Genomic DNA, 18,549 nt, shown 5'->3' on the forward strand with positions numbered 1-18,549 from the left:
CATCGTCAACCAGACACCTCTTTTAGCCCAGCGGTTGAAGCGATTGTAGACCGTGGTGTAGGGGCCATATCGTTCGGGCAGATCGCGCCAAGGCGAGCCAGTCCTCAAAACATAAAATATGCCGTTCACCACACGTCGATCATCGACCCGCTTCTTGCCCAAGCCGTGCGGCGGCAAAAGCGGCTCCACGATTTGCCATTCCGTTTCGCTTAGATCGTAGCGTGCCATCATCGCCTCCAAATCAAAGGCGTTGAATCACTGCTTCGAAAGTCATGCAAGGGTTGAGTACGCGCTCTAGAATCCATGCCGTTCGGCCTGCCGTAGAACGAATACGGTGCAGAAGAGGGTATCCTGTCCGCACCGTTGCGCCGCTCTTAGGTTTCGGCATGGATTCTAGGGTCTGCGCGCGTCGCTTTGCTCCTTGCTCCGCCCTAGAATGACGAAGTTGTGAGATGCCTGGCCTTCACCATTTTATTGACTCAGTCAACTAAGTGATCGATCCTGCGGAGACAGGAGAGAATGCCATGACCGTCCACAATCACCCCGGCAAGGATCGCATCGACGCGGTGCGCGCCTTCAACCGTTTCTATACCCGCCAGATCGGTCTGCTCGACGAGGGGCTGCTGAAGAGCCCGTTCTCGCTGACCGAGGCTCGGGTGCTTTATGAGCTTGCCCATCGCGATGGGCTGGTCGCCAGCGACCTTGTACGCGATCTCGGTCTCGACCCCGGTTATGTCAGCCGTCTGTTGAAGAAATTCGAGGAGCGTGGCCTTGTCGAGCGCGCCGCCAGCGAGGCCGATGCGCGTCGCGCCTCGATTGCTCTGACGCCGACGGGCAGCGAGGCCTTCGCGCCGCTCAACCAGGATTCGCACGATCAGGTGCGGGCGCTGCTCGATCGCCTGGCGCCCGCCGACCAAGACCGGCTGGTCAAGGCCATGCGCACCGTGCAGGACCTGCTTGGCGACAAGCCGGGGACCAAGGCGCCTTACATCCTGAGGCCGCTGCAGGTCGGCGACATCGGCTGGGTCACGCGCCGCCAGGGCATGCTTTATACGCAGGATTATGGCTGGGACGGAACCTATGAGGCGCTGGTCGCCGAGATCCTCGCGGCGTTCGTCAAATCCTTCGACCCGAAATGGGAGCGCAGCTGGATCGCCGAGCGCGATGGCGAGGTCGTCGGTTCGGTCTTCGTCGTGCGCAAATCGCCCGAGGTGGCCAAGCTCAGGCTGCTCTATGTCGAGCCTTCGGCGCGCGGCCTCGGCATCGGCAAGCGGCTGGTCGAGGAATGCATCGGCTTTGCCCGCGCGAAGGGTTACAAGACGCTGACCTTGTGGACCAACGATATCCTGGCCGCCGCCCGGCACATCTACCAGGCGGCCGGCTTCGAACTGATCGAGGAAGAGCCTCACCATTCCTTCGGCAAGGATCTGGTTGGCCAGACCTGGGATCTGAAGCTTTAGTCTTCCCTTCTTCCACAGTGGGGAGGGAGACGCGTTCAGCCCTTCACCGGGATCCAGATCTCCAGCCCGCCATTGCCGCTGCGCGGATCGAATTCTGGGCCGTAGCGTTCGAAGTTAGGTGCGTCGGCTATCTCGTGGCCGGAGGCCGGCAGCCATTTGTTCCAGATCGTGTTGACGCTGCGGCGGATGGTGGAGATGTGCTCGCGATGCGCAAACAATGCATATTTCTGCGCCGGTATGCGCACAAAGCTGAATTCGTTGGGAAGGTCGGAAAAGTCCGAAACCTCGACGCCGGCGATGTAGTCGAAATTGCCGGCATCGTCGCCGTTGGCGCAGACACCATAGGCGACGTCGCCGGTCTCGCCTGGAATGTTGCCGATATAGGGGCCAAAGCGCTGCCACTGCATGGGAATGGCGGCGCTGGTTTCGCAGCTGTAGCGCTCGCCCAGCCCCGCGACGAGGAAGGGTCGGGTGGTTTCGAAGCGCGGTGGTTCGAGATTGGCGAGAAGGGACTGGTCCATCAGAATTGGCTCCACGAGATCGAGTGTCTTTGTCGAGCCTTGCGCGCGCACCAGTTCCGGCGTGGTGCCGAACTGGTCGCGGAAGGCACGGGTGAAAGCCTCGTGCGAGTTGTAGCCGGCCTCGAGCGCCACCGCGAGGATGTCGGGCGCGCCGCCGGCCAGCTTGCGCGCCGCTTCACTCAAGCGGCGTGCCCGCATATAGCCCATGACCGAGCGGCCGGTGGCGGCGCCGAAAGCCCGCGTCACATGGAAGCGTGAGACGCCGCTGCTTTGCGCGACATCGTCGAGCGAAATCGCATCCGGCAGATGGCTTTCAACGAACCACAGAGCTTTCTCGGTCGGGTTCATGGGTTCCTCGCATTTGGCTCCTCACTCTGGCGCCTCGTAGCAACGCCAGTTTGATCGAAATTGCGCAGCACGCAAAATCGAACGGAAACAACCATCGAAGCGATTGCGCAAACGTTTCGATGCCGGTATGGAATCTGCCAACGCCGATAGAGCGGACCGGGAACGCGTCATCTGGGAGGAGCGCTTGCCAGCAGTCGATTTGAGTCGCCATGCCGACAATGGCTGAGGTCGCGCGTCGCGCCGGCGTGTCGGTTTCGACCGTCTCGCATGTCATCAACCGCACCCGCTTTGTCTCGCCGGAGAAGGCACAGCTCATAAATGATGTGATCGCGGCCATGGGCTATCAGCCCAATGAACTGGCGCGGTCGCTTAAAGTCGCCTCGACCAACAGCGTCGGCCTTGCCATCTCGGCGATCTCCAATCCCTATTTCACCGACATCATCTGCGCCGTCGAAGCCGAATGCGCGCGGCTCGGGCTGATGGTGTTCCTCTCCGATACGCAGGAAGATCCGGACCGCGAGCTGCAGGTGGTGCGCGCCTTCCATCAGCGCCGTGTCGACGGGGTGATCCTGGCGCCGTCAGGCGCACCGCAGCGCGCGATCGACTATCTCGCCGACAAGAAACTGCCCTGTGTCCTGATCGACCGTTTCGCCGACGACCGCTTCGACCAGATCGGCGTCGAGAACGAGACGGCGATGCATGCGCTGATCGACCATGTCGCGTCCTTCGGCCACAAGCGCATCGGTTACATTGCCGGCCAGCCGGGTCTTGCCACCACGCGCGAACGCATCGAGGCGTTTCGCAACTCTCTCCTGGCCAATGGACTTGAATGCTTGCCGCACTATGTCTCGCCGGACAACGTCGACACGGCGAGCGCCACAGCATCGACGCATGCGATCCTGTCGTTGGCCGCTCCGCCCACCGCACTGGTTACGGGCAACAACATGGCCACCATTGGGGCAGTCCGCGCCGTCAGCCAAAGGGGTCTTTCGATCCCGCGCGACCTGTCGCTGGTCGGCTTCGATGATTTTGAATGGGCGGACTGTTTCGAACCGAGGCTGACGCTCGTCGAGCAGCCCTGCACCGAGATCGGTCGCCAGGCGGCGGCGCTGCTCAGCGCCCGCATCGCCTCCAGCCACGCCGAACCTCACGCCGTTCGGCTCAAGGCACGGCTCCAGGTGCGTCAATCCTGTGCGAGGCCGGCATGAGCGCGCCCCTGCTTTCGGTTACCGGCGCGGTCAAGCGCTTTGGCGGCGTGCAGGCGCTGCGTGGCGTCGACTTCGATCTGAAGGCCGGCGAGGTTCACGCGCTGCTCGGCGAGAACGGCGCCGGCAAGTCGACGCTGATGAACCTGTTGTCGGGTGTCTACACGCCGGACGAGGGGGAGATCCGCATCGACGGCAAGCCGGTCACCTTCAACAATCCGCGCGAAGCGCAGGCGGCCGGTATCGCCACCATCTTCCAGGAACTCGACCTCGTGCCGTCGCTCGACGTCGCGGCAAACCTCTTTCTCGGACGCGAACTGATGCGACCGGGCGGGCTGCTCGACGTGCCGGCCATGCGCCGCGAGGCGAAGAAACGGCTTGAAGCGATTGAACTCGCCATCGATCCGGCACGGCTGGTCGCCGACCTCTCGATCGGCCAGCGCCAGGTGGTGGCGATCGTCAAGGCGCTATCCTATGCGTCGCGCGTGCTGATCATGGACGAGCCGACGGCTGCCCTGACTGTCGGCGAGGTCGAGCGGCTGTTCGACATCATGCGCAAGCTCGCCGCGACCGGCGTCGGCATCGTCTACATCTCGCACCGGCTGGAGGAAGTGCCCGAGATCGCCGACCGCGTGACTGTCATGCGCGACGGCCGGGTCGCCGGCGTCACCGAACCGAACGCGCCGCAGTCAGAACTGGTCCGCCTCCTGGTCGGTCGGCCGTTGGACGAGCTTTATCCGCAGCGGGCGCAAAGCGCCGGCCGGACATTGCTCAGCCTGAAAGATGCTAGCTTCAGGCTCGCCCGGGAAAGCGCCGGCTGGCAGCCGCCGAGCGGCATCTCGCTGGAGGTCAGGGCAGGCGAGATCGTCGGGCTCGCCGGCATCATGGGGGCGGGGCGCACCGAACTGCTGTCCGCTCTCTACGGCACCGGGCTCGCCGGCCGTTGGGAAGGCGGCGTCGCGGTTGACGGGAAACCGGTCAAGTTGTCCTCGATCGGCGCCGCGCGCGACGCCGGTATCGCCTTCGTCACCGATGACCGTCGTGGCAGCGGCCTGATGCTCAGAATGGCGGTCGGCCTCAACCTCGTTATGTCTGTCATCCGACGCATCTCGCCCGCCGGGCTGATGTCGGCGAGCCGGCAGGCGGATGCGATCAAGCAATCGTTTGGCCAGTTCGACATCCGGCCGAAGAACCCGGACATAGCGGTGGGAGCGCTCTCCGGAGGCAACCAGCAGAAGGTGGTGCTGGCCAAGGAAATCCTTGGCAATCCAAGGCTGCTGCTGCTCGACGAGCCGACGCGCGGCGTCGATGTCGGCGCCAAGGGCGAAATCTATGCGCGGCTGCGGCAACTGGCGGCGCAAGGGCTCGGCATCCTTGTCGCCTCCAGCGAGATGCCGGAACTGATCGGCCTGTGCGACCGGATCGTTGTGCTGCGCCAGGGGCGCAATGTGGCGGAATTCATCGGCGGCGTCGACGAGCACACCGTGCTGGCCGCGGCAAATGGCAGGGAGGCCTGATGTCTGAACAGAAGATTTCGGAGGCAAGCGGCCCGGTGGCCGCAGCACCCGTGCGTCGCGATCCGCTGGCTCTGGTGGTGCGCTTCCAGAGCCTGATCGGTCTCGTCGTGGTGGCGATCGGCGGCATCATCTTCTCGCCGCGCCGCCATGGAGAGATCCTGTTCCTCAACCCCGACAACATCGCCAACATCGTGCGCGCCGTGTCGGAGACCGGGATCATCGCCATCGGCATGACCTTCGTCATCATCACCGCCGGCATCGATCTGTCGGTCGGCGCGGTGCTTGGCCTCTCCAGCGTCGTCACCGCATCGATGATGATTTCGGGCGGCTTCGGCCTCATCCCGACCATCCTCGCGGTGCTCGTCATGGGCATCGTCTTTGGCGCCATCCAGGGCACTATTTCGACTCGTTTCAGGCTGGAACCGTTCATCGTCACGCTGGCCGGCCTGCAGGCGGCGCGCGGTCTGGCGCTGGTCGTCTCCGGCAACCAATACATCAACATTTCCTATGGCGAGGGGCCGGGCCTGGCGCCGCCGGTGTTCGCGGTGCTCGGCGAGCGGCTGTTCAACAACACCGTGCCGGTGGCGACCCTGGTCTTCGTCGTCTTTGCTGCCATCGCCACCATCGTGCTCAACACCACGCGCTTCGGCCGCTACGTTTTCGCCGTCGGCGGCAATGAGCGCGCCGCACGCATCTCCGGCGTGCCCGTCTCCATGGTGAAGATATCGGTCTATGCCATCACCGGCTTTGCCGCGGCGCTGGCAGGCATCGTGCATGCCGGCCAGTTCAATTTCGGCAGCGCCAATGACGGCATGGGCTATGAGCTGACGGCAATCGCCGCCGTGGTCATTGGTGGCACCAGCCTGTTCGGCGGCGCCGGCTCGATGGTCGGCACCGTTGCCGGCACCATCATGCTGGGCGCGCTCGCCAACATCCTGCAGCTCAACAACATCACGCCCGCCATGCAACTGCTCGCGACAGCCGCGATCATCGTTCTGGCGGCAGTGCTTCAATCCCTCGTTCGCCGCCGCGAGGGTTTGGGCCGTTGATGCATGCCGCGCAAAAAGTGAAATCGGTTTTGCGACAACGACATGCATCAACAAACAGGAGGAGAGACGGCAACGTTGACGTCAACCAAATGTCCGGCCCCCGGCCAGACGAGGAGGAGAGTGAGTAATGAAAACGATTTTCAGAAGCGTGCTTCTGGCAGGCTCGTGCCTGTGCGTTGCCGGCACTGCCTATGCCGCCGAGCCACTGGTGAAAGCCTGCGCCAAGGACGGCCAGTTCATCATCGGCTTCTCGCAGGCCAACAATGCCGAACCCTACCGCCAGCACGTCAATGACGAGCTGACCGCGGCGGCGAAGGAAGTGCCCGGCTTCACGCTGCAGATCGCCGACGGCGCCGGCAACGTCAACACGCAGACCTCGCAGGTCGACAATTTCATCACCCAGAAGGTCGACATCCTGCTGATCTCGCCCTTCGAGGCAGCGCCGCTGACGCCGGCTGTGAAGCGCGCCATGGATGCCGGCATTCCGGTCATCGAACTCGACCGCAAGACCGTTGGCGATCCCGGCAAGGACTACACTGCCTTCATCGGCGGCGACAATTACAAGATCGCGCTCGAGGCAGGCAAATATACCGCCAAGACCTTGCTGCCCGAAGGTGGCGAAGCAGCCGTGTTGGAAGGGTTGCCGAGTTCCACCCCGGCAGTCGAGCGGCTGAACGGCTTCAAGGACGGCGTCAAGGAAAATGCCAAGATACAGGTGGTGGCCGAGCAGGCTGCCGACTGGGTGCCGGATAAAGCCCAGACCGCCTTCTCGGCGATGCTCCAGGCGCATCCTGATATCAAGGTGCTCTACGCCTCGAACGACATGATGGCGGCAGGCGCGCTGCTTGCCGCCAAGGGGGCGGGCAAGCAGGTAAAGATCATCGGCACAGACGGCCTGCCGGGGCCGGCCGGCGGCATCGAGGCTGTTGCAAAAGGTGACTGGGCGGCGACCTTCACCTATCCGACCGGTGCCAAGGAAGCGATCGAGATGTCGAAGAAGATTCTGCTCGATTGCGCCTCGTCGGTGGAGCCGACGGTCACCGTCGACACCACTGCGATCACGCCTGAAAACGCCAAGCAGCTGTCAGGCAAGTAGGCGCGGCTGCCTTTCAGCTATGCGATTCAGGGCGGGGTTCACTCGAACTCCGCCCATCACTGAGCAGCCGCTGGCGGCGCCGAAAGTCCGCATCACATGAAAGCGCGGCACGCCGCTGCTTTGGGGCGGCACTGTCGAGTTTTACGGCCTGCGGGAGATGCATCCGGCCGATCCACCCTGGCAGCTTCGGCCTTTCGAGCTCCGAAATCCCGATCCGTTTTCTTAAAATTTGCCGATGTTTCGATGACCGGCTGCGATGCCGGGATTGACACCGTCGCTTGTGTTGGTATGTTATACTATAACAAAATTTGCGGATCTTGCGGACGTGTTGAGGGTCGGACCAGAAAACCGTTGCGGCGCGATCTGCGGAAATCTACGATGCTCGGGTGATGGTCCCCGCGCCGAAAGGCACGGGGTGAAAAGGGAACACGGTGAGACCCCGAGGGATCGAGACCGTGGCTGCCCCCGCAACTGTAAGCGGTGAGCAAGATCCGACATGCCACTGGCCGGCAAGGCTGGGAAGGCAGGATTGCGCTGAGACCCGCGAGCCAGGAGACCTGCCATCACTGAGTTGACCGGACGGGGTGTGCCGGGAGGAGACGTGGACGTCGGTCTTGTCGGCCGGCTCGCCAACATCCTTCCGTCGCCAGTTTTGGAAAGTGACGGAAAGTTGGACGGCGCCATCGATCATCGCATCATCGTGTGCACGCTTTGCCGTGACATCCCGACCGGCATCAAGTCGGGCGCAAGCGTGTGCGCCGATTTGCGGTCCCGGTTTTCGGCCCGCCACGAGCCCGCCTTGGCGTATGGCTTCACGATCGAAGGCGTCGAATGCATGGCGGGCTGCGCGCGGCCGCTGACGGTGGCATTCCAGGCGCCGGGCAAGGCGTCTTATCTTTTCGGGTCCATCGACGCCGAAGCCGACGCCGGCGATCTGGTGCGATTTGCCAGGCTCTACGCCTCGCTCGCCGACGGCTGGTGCAATTCCGGGCAACGTCCGCCGCGGCTGGCCGGCAAGACGCTGGCCCGCATCCCGGCGCCGGGCAAGCTTGCAGGTGACCGTCGATGACAACTGCACTCCTCGAATCCCGCGACCTCTGCGCGATCGCGAATGGCCGGGACTTGGTCCATGCGGTCAGCCTGTCGGTGGCGTCAGGCGATCGTCTTGCCATCATCGGTCCCAATGGCGCCGGCAAGACCACACTGCTGCGCATGCTGTCGGGTATGCTCAGGCCAAGTTCGGGCGAGGTGAAGCTTGGCGGGCGACGCCTGGACAGGATCTCGACCGCCGAGCGGGCTTTGTGCATTGCCGTCGTCGGCCAGACCGACCAGCCGGATCCGCGGCTGGCGGTGATCGACTATGTCGAGCTTGGCCGCGTTCCGCATGCCGGCTTGAGGCGCAGGAGCGAGGAGCGCGATATCGTCGTCGACGCGCTGCGCCGGACCGGCCTGTTGCCGCTGCTTGGCCGCACCATCGGTTCGCTGTCGGGCGGCGAACGCCAACGCGCCCAGTTGGCGCGCGCCATCGCACAGCAGCCGAAAGTGCTGTTCCTCGACGAGCCGACCAACCATCTCGACCCACGTGCCCGCGCCGAGCTGCTCGAACTCGTGGCTGGCTTCGGCATGACGGTCATCGCGGTCCTGCACGATCTGGCCCTTGTCGCACCGTTCGCCACCAGGGTGGCGGTATTGAACCATGCCCGTCTGCAAGCGCTCGCCGCGCCGCGCGAAGCGCTGACCCAACAGTTGATCCGCGAGATTTTCGGCGTCGACGTGTTTCGCCTGCGTCACCCCACCGAGGACCGGGAACTCACGGTCTTCGATGTCCCGAACCGCGCCGCGCCGCCTTCCTGATCGAGCTTTCTTGATCGAACCCTTCCTTCATTCGACATCGTTCAACCAAGGAGCAAAACCTGTGAAACGTCTCGCACTGTCGCTCGTCTTCTCGCTGCTGGCCTCGGCAGCCTTTGCTTTCCCGGTCACCGTCGACAGCTGCGGCAAACCGCTGACCTTCGAGGCTCCGCCCAAGCGCGCCGTCATCCATGACCTAAATATGGCCGAGATGGCCTTCGCGCTGAAGCTGCAGCCGTCGATCGTGGGCCTGACCGGTATCACCGGATGGTACAAGGTCGGCCCCGAATTCAAGGCCGAGCAGGGCTCGATCCCCGAGCTGGCGCCAAAATACCCGACGCTTGAGAATCTCGTCGCGGTCGAGCCCGATTTCTTCTTCGCCGGCTGGTACTATGGCATGAAGCCCGGCGGCGACGTGACCCCCGACACGCTCGCCCCGTACGGGATCAAGACGCTAGTGCTGTCCGAAAGCTGCATCCATCTCGACAAGAACCGCCCGGCCGCCTCCATGGACCTTCTGTATGGCGACGTCGAAAAGCTGGGCAAGATCTTCGGCAAGGAGGCGGACGCGGAAAGGCTCGTCTCCGGCTGGAAGGCACAATTGGCCGGCATCACAGCGAAAGTCGGCAGCGCCAGGGGGACGCGCGTTTTCCTCTATGATTCCGGCGAGGACAAGCCGTTCACATCAGGAAAATTCGCCATCCCGAGCGCCATGATAGCTGCTGCCGGCGGCGACAACATCATGGCCGACATGGAAACGAGCTGGGGCAATACGGATTGGGAAACCGTGGCGTCGCGCAATCCGCAATTCCTCATCCTGCTCGATTACCAGGATGGCGACGGCTACAAGAAACTGCTCGATTTCCTTAAGGTCCATCCGGCCATGAAAGAGACGGACGCGGTCAAGAACGAGCGCTTCGTCGCGCTCCGCTATGCCGAACTGACGCCCGGGCCGCCAAACATCGAGGCGATCGAAAAGATCGCCAGGGCGATGCATCCGGAAGCGTTCTGATGCTTCTGGCCTCGGTGCATAAACCCGGTGCGCTTTCAGGACACAAGGCATTCGCGGTGGCGATAGTGTCGGGCATGGTGGCGGTCGTCGCCCTCGTGTTGCTGTCGATCGCCTATGGTTCGACGCTGATCCCGCTGACCGACGTCATCGCCTCGCTTGGCCATGTCGTCGGGCTGAACGAGCGCCAGGTGTCGGGCCCGGTCGGCAAGATCGTCGTCGATCTCAGGCTGCCGCGCACGATCCTGGCGGTCTGCGTCGGCGGCGGCCTTGGCATCACGGGTGCCCTGTTGCAGACGGTGACCCGCAACGATCTCGCCGATCCCTTCCTGTTCGGCCTGTCGTCGGGCGCGGCCGCGGGGGCTGTCTCCGTCATCACCGTCTTTGGCGACAGTTTCGGTATCTGGACCTTGCCGGTCGCGGCCTTCACCGGCGGCATACTGGCCGCCTGCATCGTCCTGCTGCTGGTCGCGCGGGTGAGGGGGCAGGGGCCGGAACGGCTGATCCTCGCCGGGCTTGCCGTCTCCTTCCTGTTCACCGCCTTGACCAACTATCTGGTCTTTGCCGGCGACCAGCGTGCGGCCCATTCGGTGCTGTTCTGGACGATGGGCGGGCTCGGTCTGGCGCGTTGGGACAATGTGTGGCTCGGCGCCGTTGGCGCCGGCACGATTGCCGCGTACGGATTGTGGAACCATCGCAGGCTGGACGCCTTCCTGGCCGGTGAAAGTGCCGCCGAGAGCCTTGGCGTGCCGGTGGCGCGGATGCGCAGGATGACCTTTCTCGTCGCCGCCTTCTCGACGGCAATTCTCGTCTCGGTCGCCGGCGTCATCGGCTTTGTCGGGCTGATGATCCCGCATCTGTCGCGGCCATTGGCCGGTCCCCTGCATCTGCGCCTGATTGCGAGCTGTGCGCTGTTCGGCGCGGTGCTCCTGCTGGCAAGCGACCTTCTGGCGCGGACCTTGCTGCCGCCTCAGGAACTGCCGATCGGCATCATCACCAGTTCGCTCGGCGCCTTCTTCGTCGTCACGCTGGTTGTGCGAAATCGCCTGTGAAGATGGCTGGTTCTGCCGTCTTGCGACGTTCATCGATCGCTAACCACGATCACGTTGGACCACCGTCACGCGCATCTGGCGGATCCTCCCGCAACGAGACATCTTGAATAGTAAGCACGCTTATTATATCTATCGCTCATGGTTTCTGACGGCATAGACAGACTGGGATTTTTGATCCACGACGTGCAACGTCTGCTGCGCAAGCGCTTCGAGACGCGCGCCAGCGGGCTTGGCCTCTCGTCCGCGCAATGGCGCCTGATGGTGCGCGTCGCCAAGGAGGAGGGTGTTACCCAGGCCCGCCTCGCCGAATTGCTCGAAATCGAGCCGATCAGCGTTTCGCGCCTTGTCGACCGGATGGAGGAAGGCGGCTGGATCGAGCGCCGCGCCGACGCCGCCGACCGCCGCGTGCGCATGATTTTCCCGACCGCCAAGGCCAGCGCCGCCTACGCCGAGGTCAAGAGCCTCGCTGGCGAAGTCTATGAGGAATCGCTTATCGGCGTTTCGCCGGAGGACCGCCGCGTCCTGATCAGGGCGCTCGACGTGATCGTGAAGAATCTGGCCGACGGCGAAGCTTCGTCGCTTGAAAAGATCAAGAATGCGGAAGGCGCGGCAGCATGAACGCGGTAGCAAAGGTCAACAAAAGCGCACCCGAGGTTGAAATGGAAGCGCCGGCACAGCCGGCTGCTGCTCCCGTTGCGGTCGCTCCTCCCCTGGAGCCGGTATCGGCGCCGAAGAAGAAGCGCCCCTTGGGCCGCTTCCTTTTGATGTTTGCCTTGCCGGCGGCGCTGATCATCGGTGGCGGCTATGTCTGGGTGACCGGCGGGCGCTATCAGGAGACGGAGAACGCCAATCTGCAGCAGGCCAAGGTGTCGATCGCCTCGGACACGGCCGGCCGCATCGTTCAGGTCGCCATAGCGGACAATCAGGTGGTCAAGCAGGGCGATCTCCTGTTCGCCATCGACCCCGAGCCTTACCGGATCGCGCTTGCCCAGGCCGACGCCGCGGTTGCCGCCGCACGCCTCAACGTCGAGCAGCTGCGCGCTGCCTACAGCCAGTCGATGGCGCAGGAGAAATCCGCCAGCAGCGAGGTCGACTATGCCCAGTCGCAATATGACCGAGCCGCCGATCTCGCGCAGAAGGGCATCAACGCCAAATCCTCTTTGGATCAGGCACGCAACGATCTCGACAAGGCAAAGCAGCAGCTTGCCGTTGCCGGTCAAGGCATCATCAGCGCCAAGGCCGCGCTCGGCGGCAATCCCGACATCGAAACCGACAAGCATCCAACCGTGATGTCAGCGCTCGCGGCACGCGACAAGGCCGCCTACGACCTAGCTCAGACCACGGTCAAGGCGCCGGCCGACGGCGTGATCTCTCAGGCCTCGTCCTTCAAGGTCGGCCAGTATGTCGGTTCCGGCACGCCGCTGTTTTCGCTGGTCGAAACCGGCGACACCTGGATCGATGCCAATTTCAAGGAAACCCAGCTCACCAATATGCGGCCGGGCCAGAAGGCCGAAATTGTCGTCGATACCTATCCGGGCAGGACCTTCGAGGCGACGGTCAAGGCGATCGGGGCCGGAACGGGTGCTGAATTCTCGCTGCTGCCGGCTCAGAACGCGACCGGCAACTGGGTCAAGGTCACGCAGCGCATCCCGGTGCGCCTGGAACTGACCGATCCCGACGCCAGGATGGCGCTGCGCACCGGCATGAGCGCCAGCGTCTCCGTCGATACCGGCGTTGCACGTGGTTTTCCCGCCATATTCGGTCACGCCACGGCTGGCGAGGCCCCGCAGTAAGTCAGCAAAAGCCCGCGGACCAGCGGGTGGAAGTGGAGTTCAGGATTGGTCTGATGGGAGGAGTGGGAAGGATCAGCGCTCGGTTCGGGCTGCCTAGTGGCTTGGCCGAAATCTGAAATCTTCGACACGGACCCGTTGGTCCTCATGTTTCCGGGCGGCAGGCCTCCGCTAGAATAGAGACTTTCAATCGATGTAACCCCCACATCGATAATCGCGTCCCACCGCGACGAGGGTCTCTCGACGGAAGGCGTTGCCGCCCGGAAACCCCGTGTACACGTTTTTGTTACCTGCTGGAAGTTCCGCATCATGAGCACGCCAGAATCATTTCGAGAAGTGCCGCATCGCGGCCTGATCACGGTTGCGCTCATGCTGGCGACGGTCATGCAGGCGCTCGACACGACCATCGCCAACGTCGCCCTGCCGACCATGGCAGGCGATCTCGGCGCCTCTCCGGACAACATCAACTGGGTGCTGACTTCCTACATCGTCGCCGCCGCCATCATGACGCCGGTCACCGGCTGGCTCGCCGACCGCTTCGGCCGCAAGGAATTGTTCCTGATGGCTGTGGTCGGCTTCACCATCTTCTCCATGCTGTGCGGCCTGGCATGGAGCCTTGAAACCATTGTGCTGTTCCGGCTGATGCAAGGCGTGTTCGGCGCCGCGATCGTGCCGCTGTCGCAGACCTTCCTGCTCGACATCAATCCCAAGGAGCGTCACGGCCAGGCCATGGCCATCTGGGGCGCCGGCATCATGCTGGGACCGATCCTGGGTCCGACGCTGGGCGGCTGGCTGACCGACAACTTCAACTGGCGCTGGGTGTTTTTCATCAACCTGCCCGTCGGCATCGTCGCCTTCCTTGGCATGGCCGCCTATCTGCCGGTTGTTGCCCGCCGTGTGCGCAGCTTCGATTTCTTCGGCTTTGCCATGATATCGCTCGGCGTCGGCGCGCTGCAGCTGCTGCTAGACCGCGGCGGCGAGGTCGACTGGTTTTCCTCGGTCGAGATCTGGATCGAACTCGGCTTGGCCATCACCGGCTTCTGGGTGTTCATCATTCACACGGTGACGGCGGAACATCCCTTTATCGACCCCAAGATATTCCGCGACCGAAACTTCGTGACCGGCCTGGCATTCATCTTCGTCATGGGTGTGCTTATCCTGGCCTCGATGTCGCTGCTGCCGCCAATGCTGTCGACCATTTTCGGCTATCCGACTGTCACCATCGGCATCGTCATAGGCCCGCGCGGTGTAGGCACGATGATTTCGATGCTCGTCGTCGGTCGGCTCATGGGCAAGATCGACGCCCGAATTCTGGTCGTCATCGGCTTTCTGCTGACCGCGCAGTCGCTCTACACCATGGCCAGCTTCACCCCGCAGATGGATAACTGGCTGATCCTCAGCTCCGGCGTCATCCAGGGCCTGGGCATGGGAATGGTGTTCGTGCCGCTGTCCACGGTTGCCTTCGCCACGCTCGACGCACGCTACCGCACCGATGCAACCTCGTTGTTCAGCCTGGTGCGCAATCTGGGCTCGTCGATCGGCGTATCTGTGGTCACGGTGCTCCTGGTGCGCAACACGCAGATCAACCACGCCGAGCTTTCAGCCTTCATCAACCCGTTCAATCCCAATCTCTGGGCGGTCTCGCCGGCGGCCGCGGGCGGCAATCCGATGGCGCTGTCGGAGGTCGACCGCATGGTCAATCTCCAGGCGATGATGATCTCCTACGTCAACGACTTCAAAATACTGATGATGATGACGCTGCTCGCCATTCCGTTCGTGTTCCTGCTGCGCAAGCCGGCGCGGGCCCCAGCCGGTGGCGCGCCCGCAGCGCATATGGACTAGGGGCCGCGGTGGCGCTTGAGTCTCCGTGGCAGGACGCGAGAATCCAGGTGACGAGCGGACGGGCCGGGAAGCACTATTTGCCGAGAACCAGCGACCAGTAGCGCAGGTTGGGGTCACGTCCATCGCGGACATAGGCTAGTCCGAAGCGGCTGAAGTCCGGGTCAAGGATGTTGCGGCGGTGGCCTTGCGAGTGCATCCAGATATCGAACAGTTTCTGCTGGTCGAAGCGGCCTTCGGCGATGTTCTCGGCCGCGGCTCCCCGCACGCCATTGTCCTTCATGCGCGAGGCGAAATCCTTGCCCCATCCGGTGGTGTGGCTCATGCGCTCCCGCGACGCCATGTAACCAGCCTGCTGTAACGCCGCCTGCTCGAGCTGGGTGTCCGGCGTCAGCGCGCCAAGCCCGGCTGTCGCGCGCAAGCCCGCCAGAGTGGCCGTGGCGGAGGAAGAGACGCCCGCGCCTCCGCCCGTCGGTACAGAGACGGTGCTGCAGGCGGCTAGCACAGCCAAGGACGCGATACCGGCAGCCTTGAGCCATTTGCGCCTGCCTAAATTCGTGATCTGGTCAGTTTCGTTTCTCGTAGTGGTCATGCCTGCCTGAGATAGTCGCGATCATGGCTTTTGCCGGGCAGTACGGTGAAAATCTGAGATCGAAACGGCAATTGACCGCTCATTTCACAAGTGTGATGTGGCGGCTGGCATACATGTCTCGATTTCCAAACACAGCCGTGCAGTCGGTTTTGATGGATGAGTTTCCAGTCATCTGCACGGTCAAGCCAACAAGCCTCAGACAGTCCCCCTGACCGCTCATATCTGAGTTGCCGGCAAAGGAAATGGCCGCGTCAGGCGCGTAGACAAACCCGCTGATCACGGAATTTGCGCCGCCATTCAGCGTCAAGGCTGATGTGTTTCCGCGGTTCTCGAAAATGGTGATGCCGGCGTAGGGACCGCTGGTGGGTGGGGATAGGTTCACCTGTTCATTGGCATTTATGTAGATCTGCGACCCCTCCATGAGGAATAAAGTCACGCCCGGACCAGTCAGGCTGCCGTTGCCGCCCGGTTTTATGGTGACGCCACGCAGGATGTAGACTCCAGGATTGAGCGTGATGTTTCCTGACAAAGTCTTGTCGCAATAGGTTCCGGGAGACAGCGTATAGGTTTTGCCGTTCGGGACGGGCAGGCACAACGTGTAGGGCGGAGGCGCGACATCAGCCAGTGGATCGAAGGACGCATATTGATGTTCGAGTGGGGCTCCGCAGTTGAGATTGGCGCTGGGCGGCGAAAGCCCGGAAGTGCTGCCCACCGTTGAGACGCAGCCCGCCGAAACCAGCGCGGAACCGCCTCTGCTGACCGCATCGGAGGCATCCGAGTTTGCCGCGATCACGCAGTTGCTCATGGAGACATCGGTCGAGCCCTGCAGGCTCACGGCGGCCGACGCATGTGGATCGAGCGCCAGCACGCAGGCCTGCGAACCCGGGTTCATCTTGACCGTGGCCGAACGGTGAGCTGGCCAGGCCGCCGCGCCATTGATGAAGCTCGGATGGTTGATGCCGGACGAAAGCGAGATGTAATAGGCGCTGGGGTCGCCGCTGGCGATTGCCGAAAAAGCGGAGACGCTGCCTGCATATTCCTGCTGGTCGGCGAGGCTCAGGTTGGCCGCGAAGAATGTCAACCCAAGTCCCTGCACATCACTCGCGGCCATGCTGGGTAGGTACTTCGTGCCGACCGCAAGTCCGGCCGCGTCCAGCGAGTTCTGCAACTGCGCGGCGTCATCGCTCGTGCCCGTCAGATCGACCGTTCCAGCGACGACAGCCATTATCGGCAGCATCGCTATGGCGGTGGCCATGGCAAAGTTGCCGCGCTTCGAAGACCAGAGGCCTTTCAATCTCAACATTGCCTATCGCCCAAAATTTGTAAGATTCAGGTTGATAAGCCAAGGGTCTCTACGATGAATTTAAGCAATATCTAAAATACTTAAATGCTAAAATTGATCGCAATGGTCGGCCAAAGGAGGGTCCGCCCAAGCACGCCAAATGAGGGGCGACATGAAGAGAAGATCACAACGAGCAACGGATCTAGGTCAGCGACAACCCCTGGCAAATCGGCTATGCTGCCACATCTACTAGTGGCAGCTGCGGGCGGCCATCCCGGCGGTGACCGCCCCCGACACACGGGAGGATGGTTATGGCCGGCTTTCATGTCATGGCGGACGCCTACGGGATGCATGTGCAGCCCACGGTGCGCCGCATCACCACGACGGATCTCTGGGACGCGCTCCAGCTCGGCGCCGAGGATTTCTGGGCAAAACCGTCCCACTACGTGTTCCTGTGCCTGATCTATCCGATCGTCGGCCTGATCCTGACGCAGTGGACGTCGGGCTCCAATGCTGTCCAACTCGTCTATCCCCTGATGTCGGGCTTTGCCCTTGTCGGGCCCTTTGCCGCGATCGGGCTCTACGAAATCAGCCGCAGGCGCGAACTCGGAATGAATACGGATTGGCGCCATGCGCTGGATGTGCGTCGTTCCCCGGCGCTGCCGTCGATCGCGGTCATCGGCATCATGCTGTTTGCGCTGTTCCTGCTGTGGCTGTTCACCGCGCAATCGATCTACACCAGCCTGTTCGGCGACCAGCCGCCGGCTTCGATCGGCGCCTTCGTCCGCGAGGTGCTGACGACCGGCAAGGGCTGGACCTTGATCCTGCTCGGCAATGCGGCCGGTCTTGTCTTTGCCGTGGTGGTTCTCGCCACAACGGTGATCGCCTTTCCGTTGCTGCTCGACCGTGATGTCGGCGCCGTCTCGGCAATCGAAACCTCGGCTCGAGCGGTAATGGCAAATCCGCTGCAAATGGCGCTGTGGGGTCTGCTGGTTGCCGTGCTGCTGGTGATCGGCTCGATCCCGCTGTTTGCCGGACTGGCCGTGGTCATGCCGATTCTGGGCCATGCCACCTGGCACTTCTATCGCAGGGTGATCGAGCCTGCGCAAATCCGGCCGATCCGCCGGCCGATGTAGGGAGCTATTCGTCTTCAGCGTTGCGCATCGGTCGCCATTTTCAGCGCCAATGCCGTCAGCACGCCTCCCATCATCCAGCGCTGGATGACCAGCCACAATGGCCGTCCGGCAAGGAAGGTAGCGATCGAGCCGGCCGTCACCGCGATGATGGCATTGACGGTCAGGCTGATCGAGATCTGCGTCGCGCCGAGCACCAGAAGCTGCGACAGGACATGGCCTTTGCCAATGCTTATGAATTGCGGCAGCAGCGACAGATAGAGAACGGCCACCTTGGGGTTGAGCAGATTGGTCATCAATCCCATGGCGAAGAGCTTGCGCGGCCGGTCTTTCGGCAGGTCGCGCACCTGGAAAGGCGAGCGGCCGCCAGGCTTCACGGCCTGCCAGGCCAGCCACAAGAGATAAAGCACACCGGCAAAACGCAGCGCGTCGTAGGCGTAGGGCACGGCGAGTAGCAGCGCTGTGATGCCGAATGCCGCAGACACCACATAGAACAGGAAGCCAACCGCAACCCCGCCAAGCGAGATCAGCCCGGCCTTTGGTCCTTGCGATAGCGAGCGCGAGATCAGGTAGATCATGTTCGGGCCTGGCGTCAGCACCATGCCGAGGCAGACCAGCGCGAAGGCGATATGGTTGGCGGTATCGGGCATTGTTTGTCCCCAGGCACGCCCACGACGGATGCACGATCCCGCGAGCGGCCAATATGTGCCCGTCAGGGCAGGCGCCTGCAAGGGGCTTGCCGGAACCAGGCATTGCACCAGGGAAGGCAACCTTGTCTAATGCATGTCCGTTCAGGCGCTATGCG

At 62.9% G+C, this 18,549-nt stretch carries 18 protein-coding genes and 1 riboswitch; of the genes, 13 read left to right on the plus strand and 5 right to left on the minus strand.

Annotation, left to right across the window (positions count from 1 at the left end):
- Positions 1-228: transposase (locus tag A3AU_RS0122710; RefSeq protein ID WP_027053407.1), on the minus strand; the 228-nt coding region annotated here is incomplete at its 3' end.
- 296 nt (positions 229-524) lie between these two features.
- On the opposite strand from A3AU_RS0122710, the gene A3AU_RS0122715 reads away from it, so the two are divergent.
- Positions 525-1,460: a bifunctional helix-turn-helix transcriptional regulator/GNAT family N-acetyltransferase gene (locus tag A3AU_RS0122715; protein WP_027054919.1), complete on the plus strand. Its 936-nt coding sequence runs from the start codon at positions 525-527 to the stop codon at positions 1,458-1,460.
- 35 nt (positions 1,461-1,495) lie between these two features.
- Here the strand turns inward: A3AU_RS0122715 and A3AU_RS0122720 are convergent, their stop codons facing one another.
- A complete protein-coding gene (locus A3AU_RS0122720; RefSeq protein ID WP_027054920.1) occupies positions 1,496-2,329 on the minus strand; it encodes an AraC family transcriptional regulator in 834 nt (277 codons plus the stop codon).
- Positions 2,330-2,538: 209 nt separating this feature from the next.
- Between A3AU_RS0122720 and A3AU_RS0122725 the strand changes: the two genes are divergently transcribed.
- The 11 genes from A3AU_RS0122725 to A3AU_RS0122775 all read left to right on the plus strand — a co-directional run bounded on the left by A3AU_RS0122725 (position 2,539) and on the right by A3AU_RS0122775 (position 14,740).
- Positions 2,539-3,537: a LacI family DNA-binding transcriptional regulator gene (locus A3AU_RS0122725; protein ID WP_027054921.1), complete on the plus strand. Its 999-nt coding sequence runs from the start codon at positions 2,539-2,541 to the stop codon at positions 3,535-3,537.
- Positions 3,534-5,051, plus strand: a complete 1,518-nt coding sequence (locus tag A3AU_RS0122730; RefSeq protein WP_027054922.1) for a sugar ABC transporter ATP-binding protein — start codon at positions 3,534-3,536, stop codon at positions 5,049-5,051. The genes A3AU_RS0122725 and A3AU_RS0122730 overlap by 4 nt, the downstream gene beginning before the upstream one ends.
- Complete coding sequence (locus tag A3AU_RS0122735; protein ID WP_027054923.1) at positions 5,051-6,100, plus strand: ABC transporter permease; 1,050 nt, start codon at positions 5,051-5,053, stop codon at positions 6,098-6,100. Before A3AU_RS0122730 ends, A3AU_RS0122735 begins: the two co-directional genes overlap by 1 nt.
- A gap of 127 nt (positions 6,101-6,227) precedes the next feature.
- Complete coding sequence (locus A3AU_RS0122740; RefSeq protein ID WP_027054924.1) at positions 6,228-7,196, plus strand: substrate-binding domain-containing protein; 969 nt, start codon at positions 6,228-6,230, stop codon at positions 7,194-7,196.
- Between the two features lie 373 nt (positions 7,197-7,569).
- A riboswitch (cobalamin riboswitch) is annotated at positions 7,570-7,774 on the plus strand.
- A gap of 92 nt (positions 7,775-7,866) precedes the next feature.
- A complete protein-coding gene (locus A3AU_RS0122745; RefSeq protein ID WP_032917946.1) occupies positions 7,867-8,265 on the plus strand; it encodes a DUF1636 family protein in 399 nt (132 codons plus the stop codon).
- Positions 8,262-9,050: an ABC transporter ATP-binding protein gene (locus tag A3AU_RS0122750; protein ID WP_027054926.1), complete on the plus strand. Its 789-nt coding sequence runs from the start codon at positions 8,262-8,264 to the stop codon at positions 9,048-9,050. The genes A3AU_RS0122745 and A3AU_RS0122750 overlap by 4 nt, the downstream gene beginning before the upstream one ends.
- 61 nt (positions 9,051-9,111) lie before the next feature.
- On the plus strand, positions 9,112-10,059 hold the full coding sequence (locus A3AU_RS0122755; protein WP_027054927.1) for an ABC transporter substrate-binding protein: 948 nt from the start codon (positions 9,112-9,114) through the stop codon (positions 10,057-10,059).
- Positions 10,059-11,108 carry a FecCD family ABC transporter permease gene (locus A3AU_RS0122760; protein ID WP_027054928.1) on the plus strand — a complete coding sequence of 350 codons (1,050 nt, stop codon included), beginning with the start codon at positions 10,059-10,061 and terminating at the stop codon, positions 11,106-11,108. The genes A3AU_RS0122755 and A3AU_RS0122760 overlap by 1 nt, the downstream gene beginning before the upstream one ends.
- Before the next feature lie 138 nt (positions 11,109-11,246).
- Complete coding sequence (locus tag A3AU_RS0122765; protein ID WP_027054929.1) at positions 11,247-11,726, plus strand: MarR family winged helix-turn-helix transcriptional regulator; 480 nt, start codon at positions 11,247-11,249, stop codon at positions 11,724-11,726.
- The gene (locus tag A3AU_RS0122770; protein ID WP_027054930.1) at positions 11,723-12,901 is read left to right on the plus strand and encodes an HlyD family secretion protein; all 1,179 of its coding nucleotides are present in this window, start codon (positions 11,723-11,725) and stop codon (positions 12,899-12,901) included. Before A3AU_RS0122765 ends, A3AU_RS0122770 begins: the two co-directional genes overlap by 4 nt.
- Positions 12,902-13,207: 306 nt before the next feature.
- Positions 13,208-14,740 carry a DHA2 family efflux MFS transporter permease subunit gene (locus A3AU_RS0122775; protein ID WP_027054931.1) on the plus strand — a complete coding sequence of 511 codons (1,533 nt, stop codon included), beginning with the start codon at positions 13,208-13,210 and terminating at the stop codon, positions 14,738-14,740.
- 73 nt (positions 14,741-14,813) lie between these two features.
- Here A3AU_RS0122775 and A3AU_RS0122780 read toward each other — a convergent pair whose 3' ends face one another.
- On the minus strand, positions 14,814-15,329 hold the full coding sequence (locus A3AU_RS0122780; RefSeq protein WP_027054932.1) for a CAP domain-containing protein: 516 nt from the start codon (positions 15,327-15,329) through the stop codon (positions 14,814-14,816).
- A 79-nt stretch (positions 15,330-15,408) separates the two neighbouring features.
- On the minus strand, positions 15,409-16,632 hold the full coding sequence (locus A3AU_RS0122785; protein ID WP_027054933.1) for a Tad domain-containing protein: 1,224 nt from the start codon (positions 16,630-16,632) through the stop codon (positions 15,409-15,411).
- 290 nt (positions 16,633-16,922) lie between these two features.
- Here A3AU_RS0122785 and A3AU_RS0122790 point away from each other — a divergent pair, with 290 nt between their 5' ends.
- Complete coding sequence (locus A3AU_RS0122790; RefSeq protein WP_027054934.1) at positions 16,923-17,747, plus strand: DUF2189 domain-containing protein; 825 nt, start codon at positions 16,923-16,925, stop codon at positions 17,745-17,747.
- Between the two features lie 14 nt (positions 17,748-17,761).
- On the opposite strand, the gene A3AU_RS0122795 is transcribed toward A3AU_RS0122790, so the two are convergent.
- The gene (locus A3AU_RS0122795; protein WP_027054935.1) at positions 17,762-18,394 is read right to left on the minus strand and encodes a LysE family translocator; all 633 of its coding nucleotides are present in this window, start codon (positions 18,392-18,394) and stop codon (positions 17,762-17,764) included.
- Positions 18,395-18,549: the final 155 nt, after the last annotated feature.

The sequence above is a fragment of the Mesorhizobium erdmanii USDA 3471 genome (genome assembly GCF_000472705.1).
Taxonomy (GTDB): Bacteria; Pseudomonadota; Alphaproteobacteria; order Rhizobiales; family Rhizobiaceae; genus Mesorhizobium; species Mesorhizobium erdmanii.

What these genes read in the sequence shown, in the direction of transcription:
- A3AU_RS0122735 (WP_027054923.1), top strand. Translation starts at nt 5,051, where the DNA reads ATGTCTGAACAGAAGATTTCGGAGGCAAGCGGCCCGGTGGCCGCAGCA.
- A3AU_RS0122715 (WP_027054919.1), top strand. Translation starts at nt 525, where the DNA reads ATGACCGTCCACAATCACCCCGGCAAGGATCGCATCGACGCGGTGCGC.
- A3AU_RS0122740 (WP_027054924.1), top strand. Translation starts at nt 6,228, where the DNA reads ATGAAAACGATTTTCAGAAGCGTGCTTCTGGCAGGCTCGTGCCTGTGC.
- A3AU_RS0122725 (WP_027054921.1), top strand. Translation starts at nt 2,539, where the DNA reads ATGCCGACAATGGCTGAGGTCGCGCGTCGCGCCGGCGTGTCGGTTTCG.
- A3AU_RS0122780 (WP_027054932.1), bottom strand. Translation starts at nt 15,329, where the DNA reads ATGACCACTACGAGAAACGAAACTGACCAGATCACGAATTTAGGCAGG.
- A3AU_RS0122790 (WP_027054934.1), top strand. Translation starts at nt 16,923, where the DNA reads ATGGCCGGCTTTCATGTCATGGCGGACGCCTACGGGATGCATGTGCAG.
- A3AU_RS0122775 (WP_027054931.1), top strand. Translation starts at nt 13,208, where the DNA reads ATGAGCACGCCAGAATCATTTCGAGAAGTGCCGCATCGCGGCCTGATC.
- A3AU_RS0122765 (WP_027054929.1), top strand. Translation starts at nt 11,247, where the DNA reads ATGGTTTCTGACGGCATAGACAGACTGGGATTTTTGATCCACGACGTG.
- A3AU_RS0122770 (WP_027054930.1), top strand. Translation starts at nt 11,723, where the DNA reads ATGAACGCGGTAGCAAAGGTCAACAAAAGCGCACCCGAGGTTGAAATG.
- A3AU_RS0122720 (WP_027054920.1), bottom strand. Translation starts at nt 2,329, where the DNA reads ATGAACCCGACCGAGAAAGCTCTGTGGTTCGTTGAAAGCCATCTGCCG.
- A3AU_RS0122795 (WP_027054935.1), bottom strand. Translation starts at nt 18,394, where the DNA reads ATGCCCGATACCGCCAACCATATCGCCTTCGCGCTGGTCTGCCTCGGC.
- A3AU_RS0122760 (WP_027054928.1), top strand. Translation starts at nt 10,059, where the DNA reads ATGCTTCTGGCCTCGGTGCATAAACCCGGTGCGCTTTCAGGACACAAG.
- A3AU_RS0122750 (WP_027054926.1), top strand. Translation starts at nt 8,262, where the DNA reads ATGACAACTGCACTCCTCGAATCCCGCGACCTCTGCGCGATCGCGAAT.
- A3AU_RS0122785 (WP_027054933.1), bottom strand. Translation starts at nt 16,632, where the DNA reads ATGTTGAGATTGAAAGGCCTCTGGTCTTCGAAGCGCGGCAACTTTGCC.
- A3AU_RS0122730 (WP_027054922.1), top strand. Translation starts at nt 3,534, where the DNA reads ATGAGCGCGCCCCTGCTTTCGGTTACCGGCGCGGTCAAGCGCTTTGGC.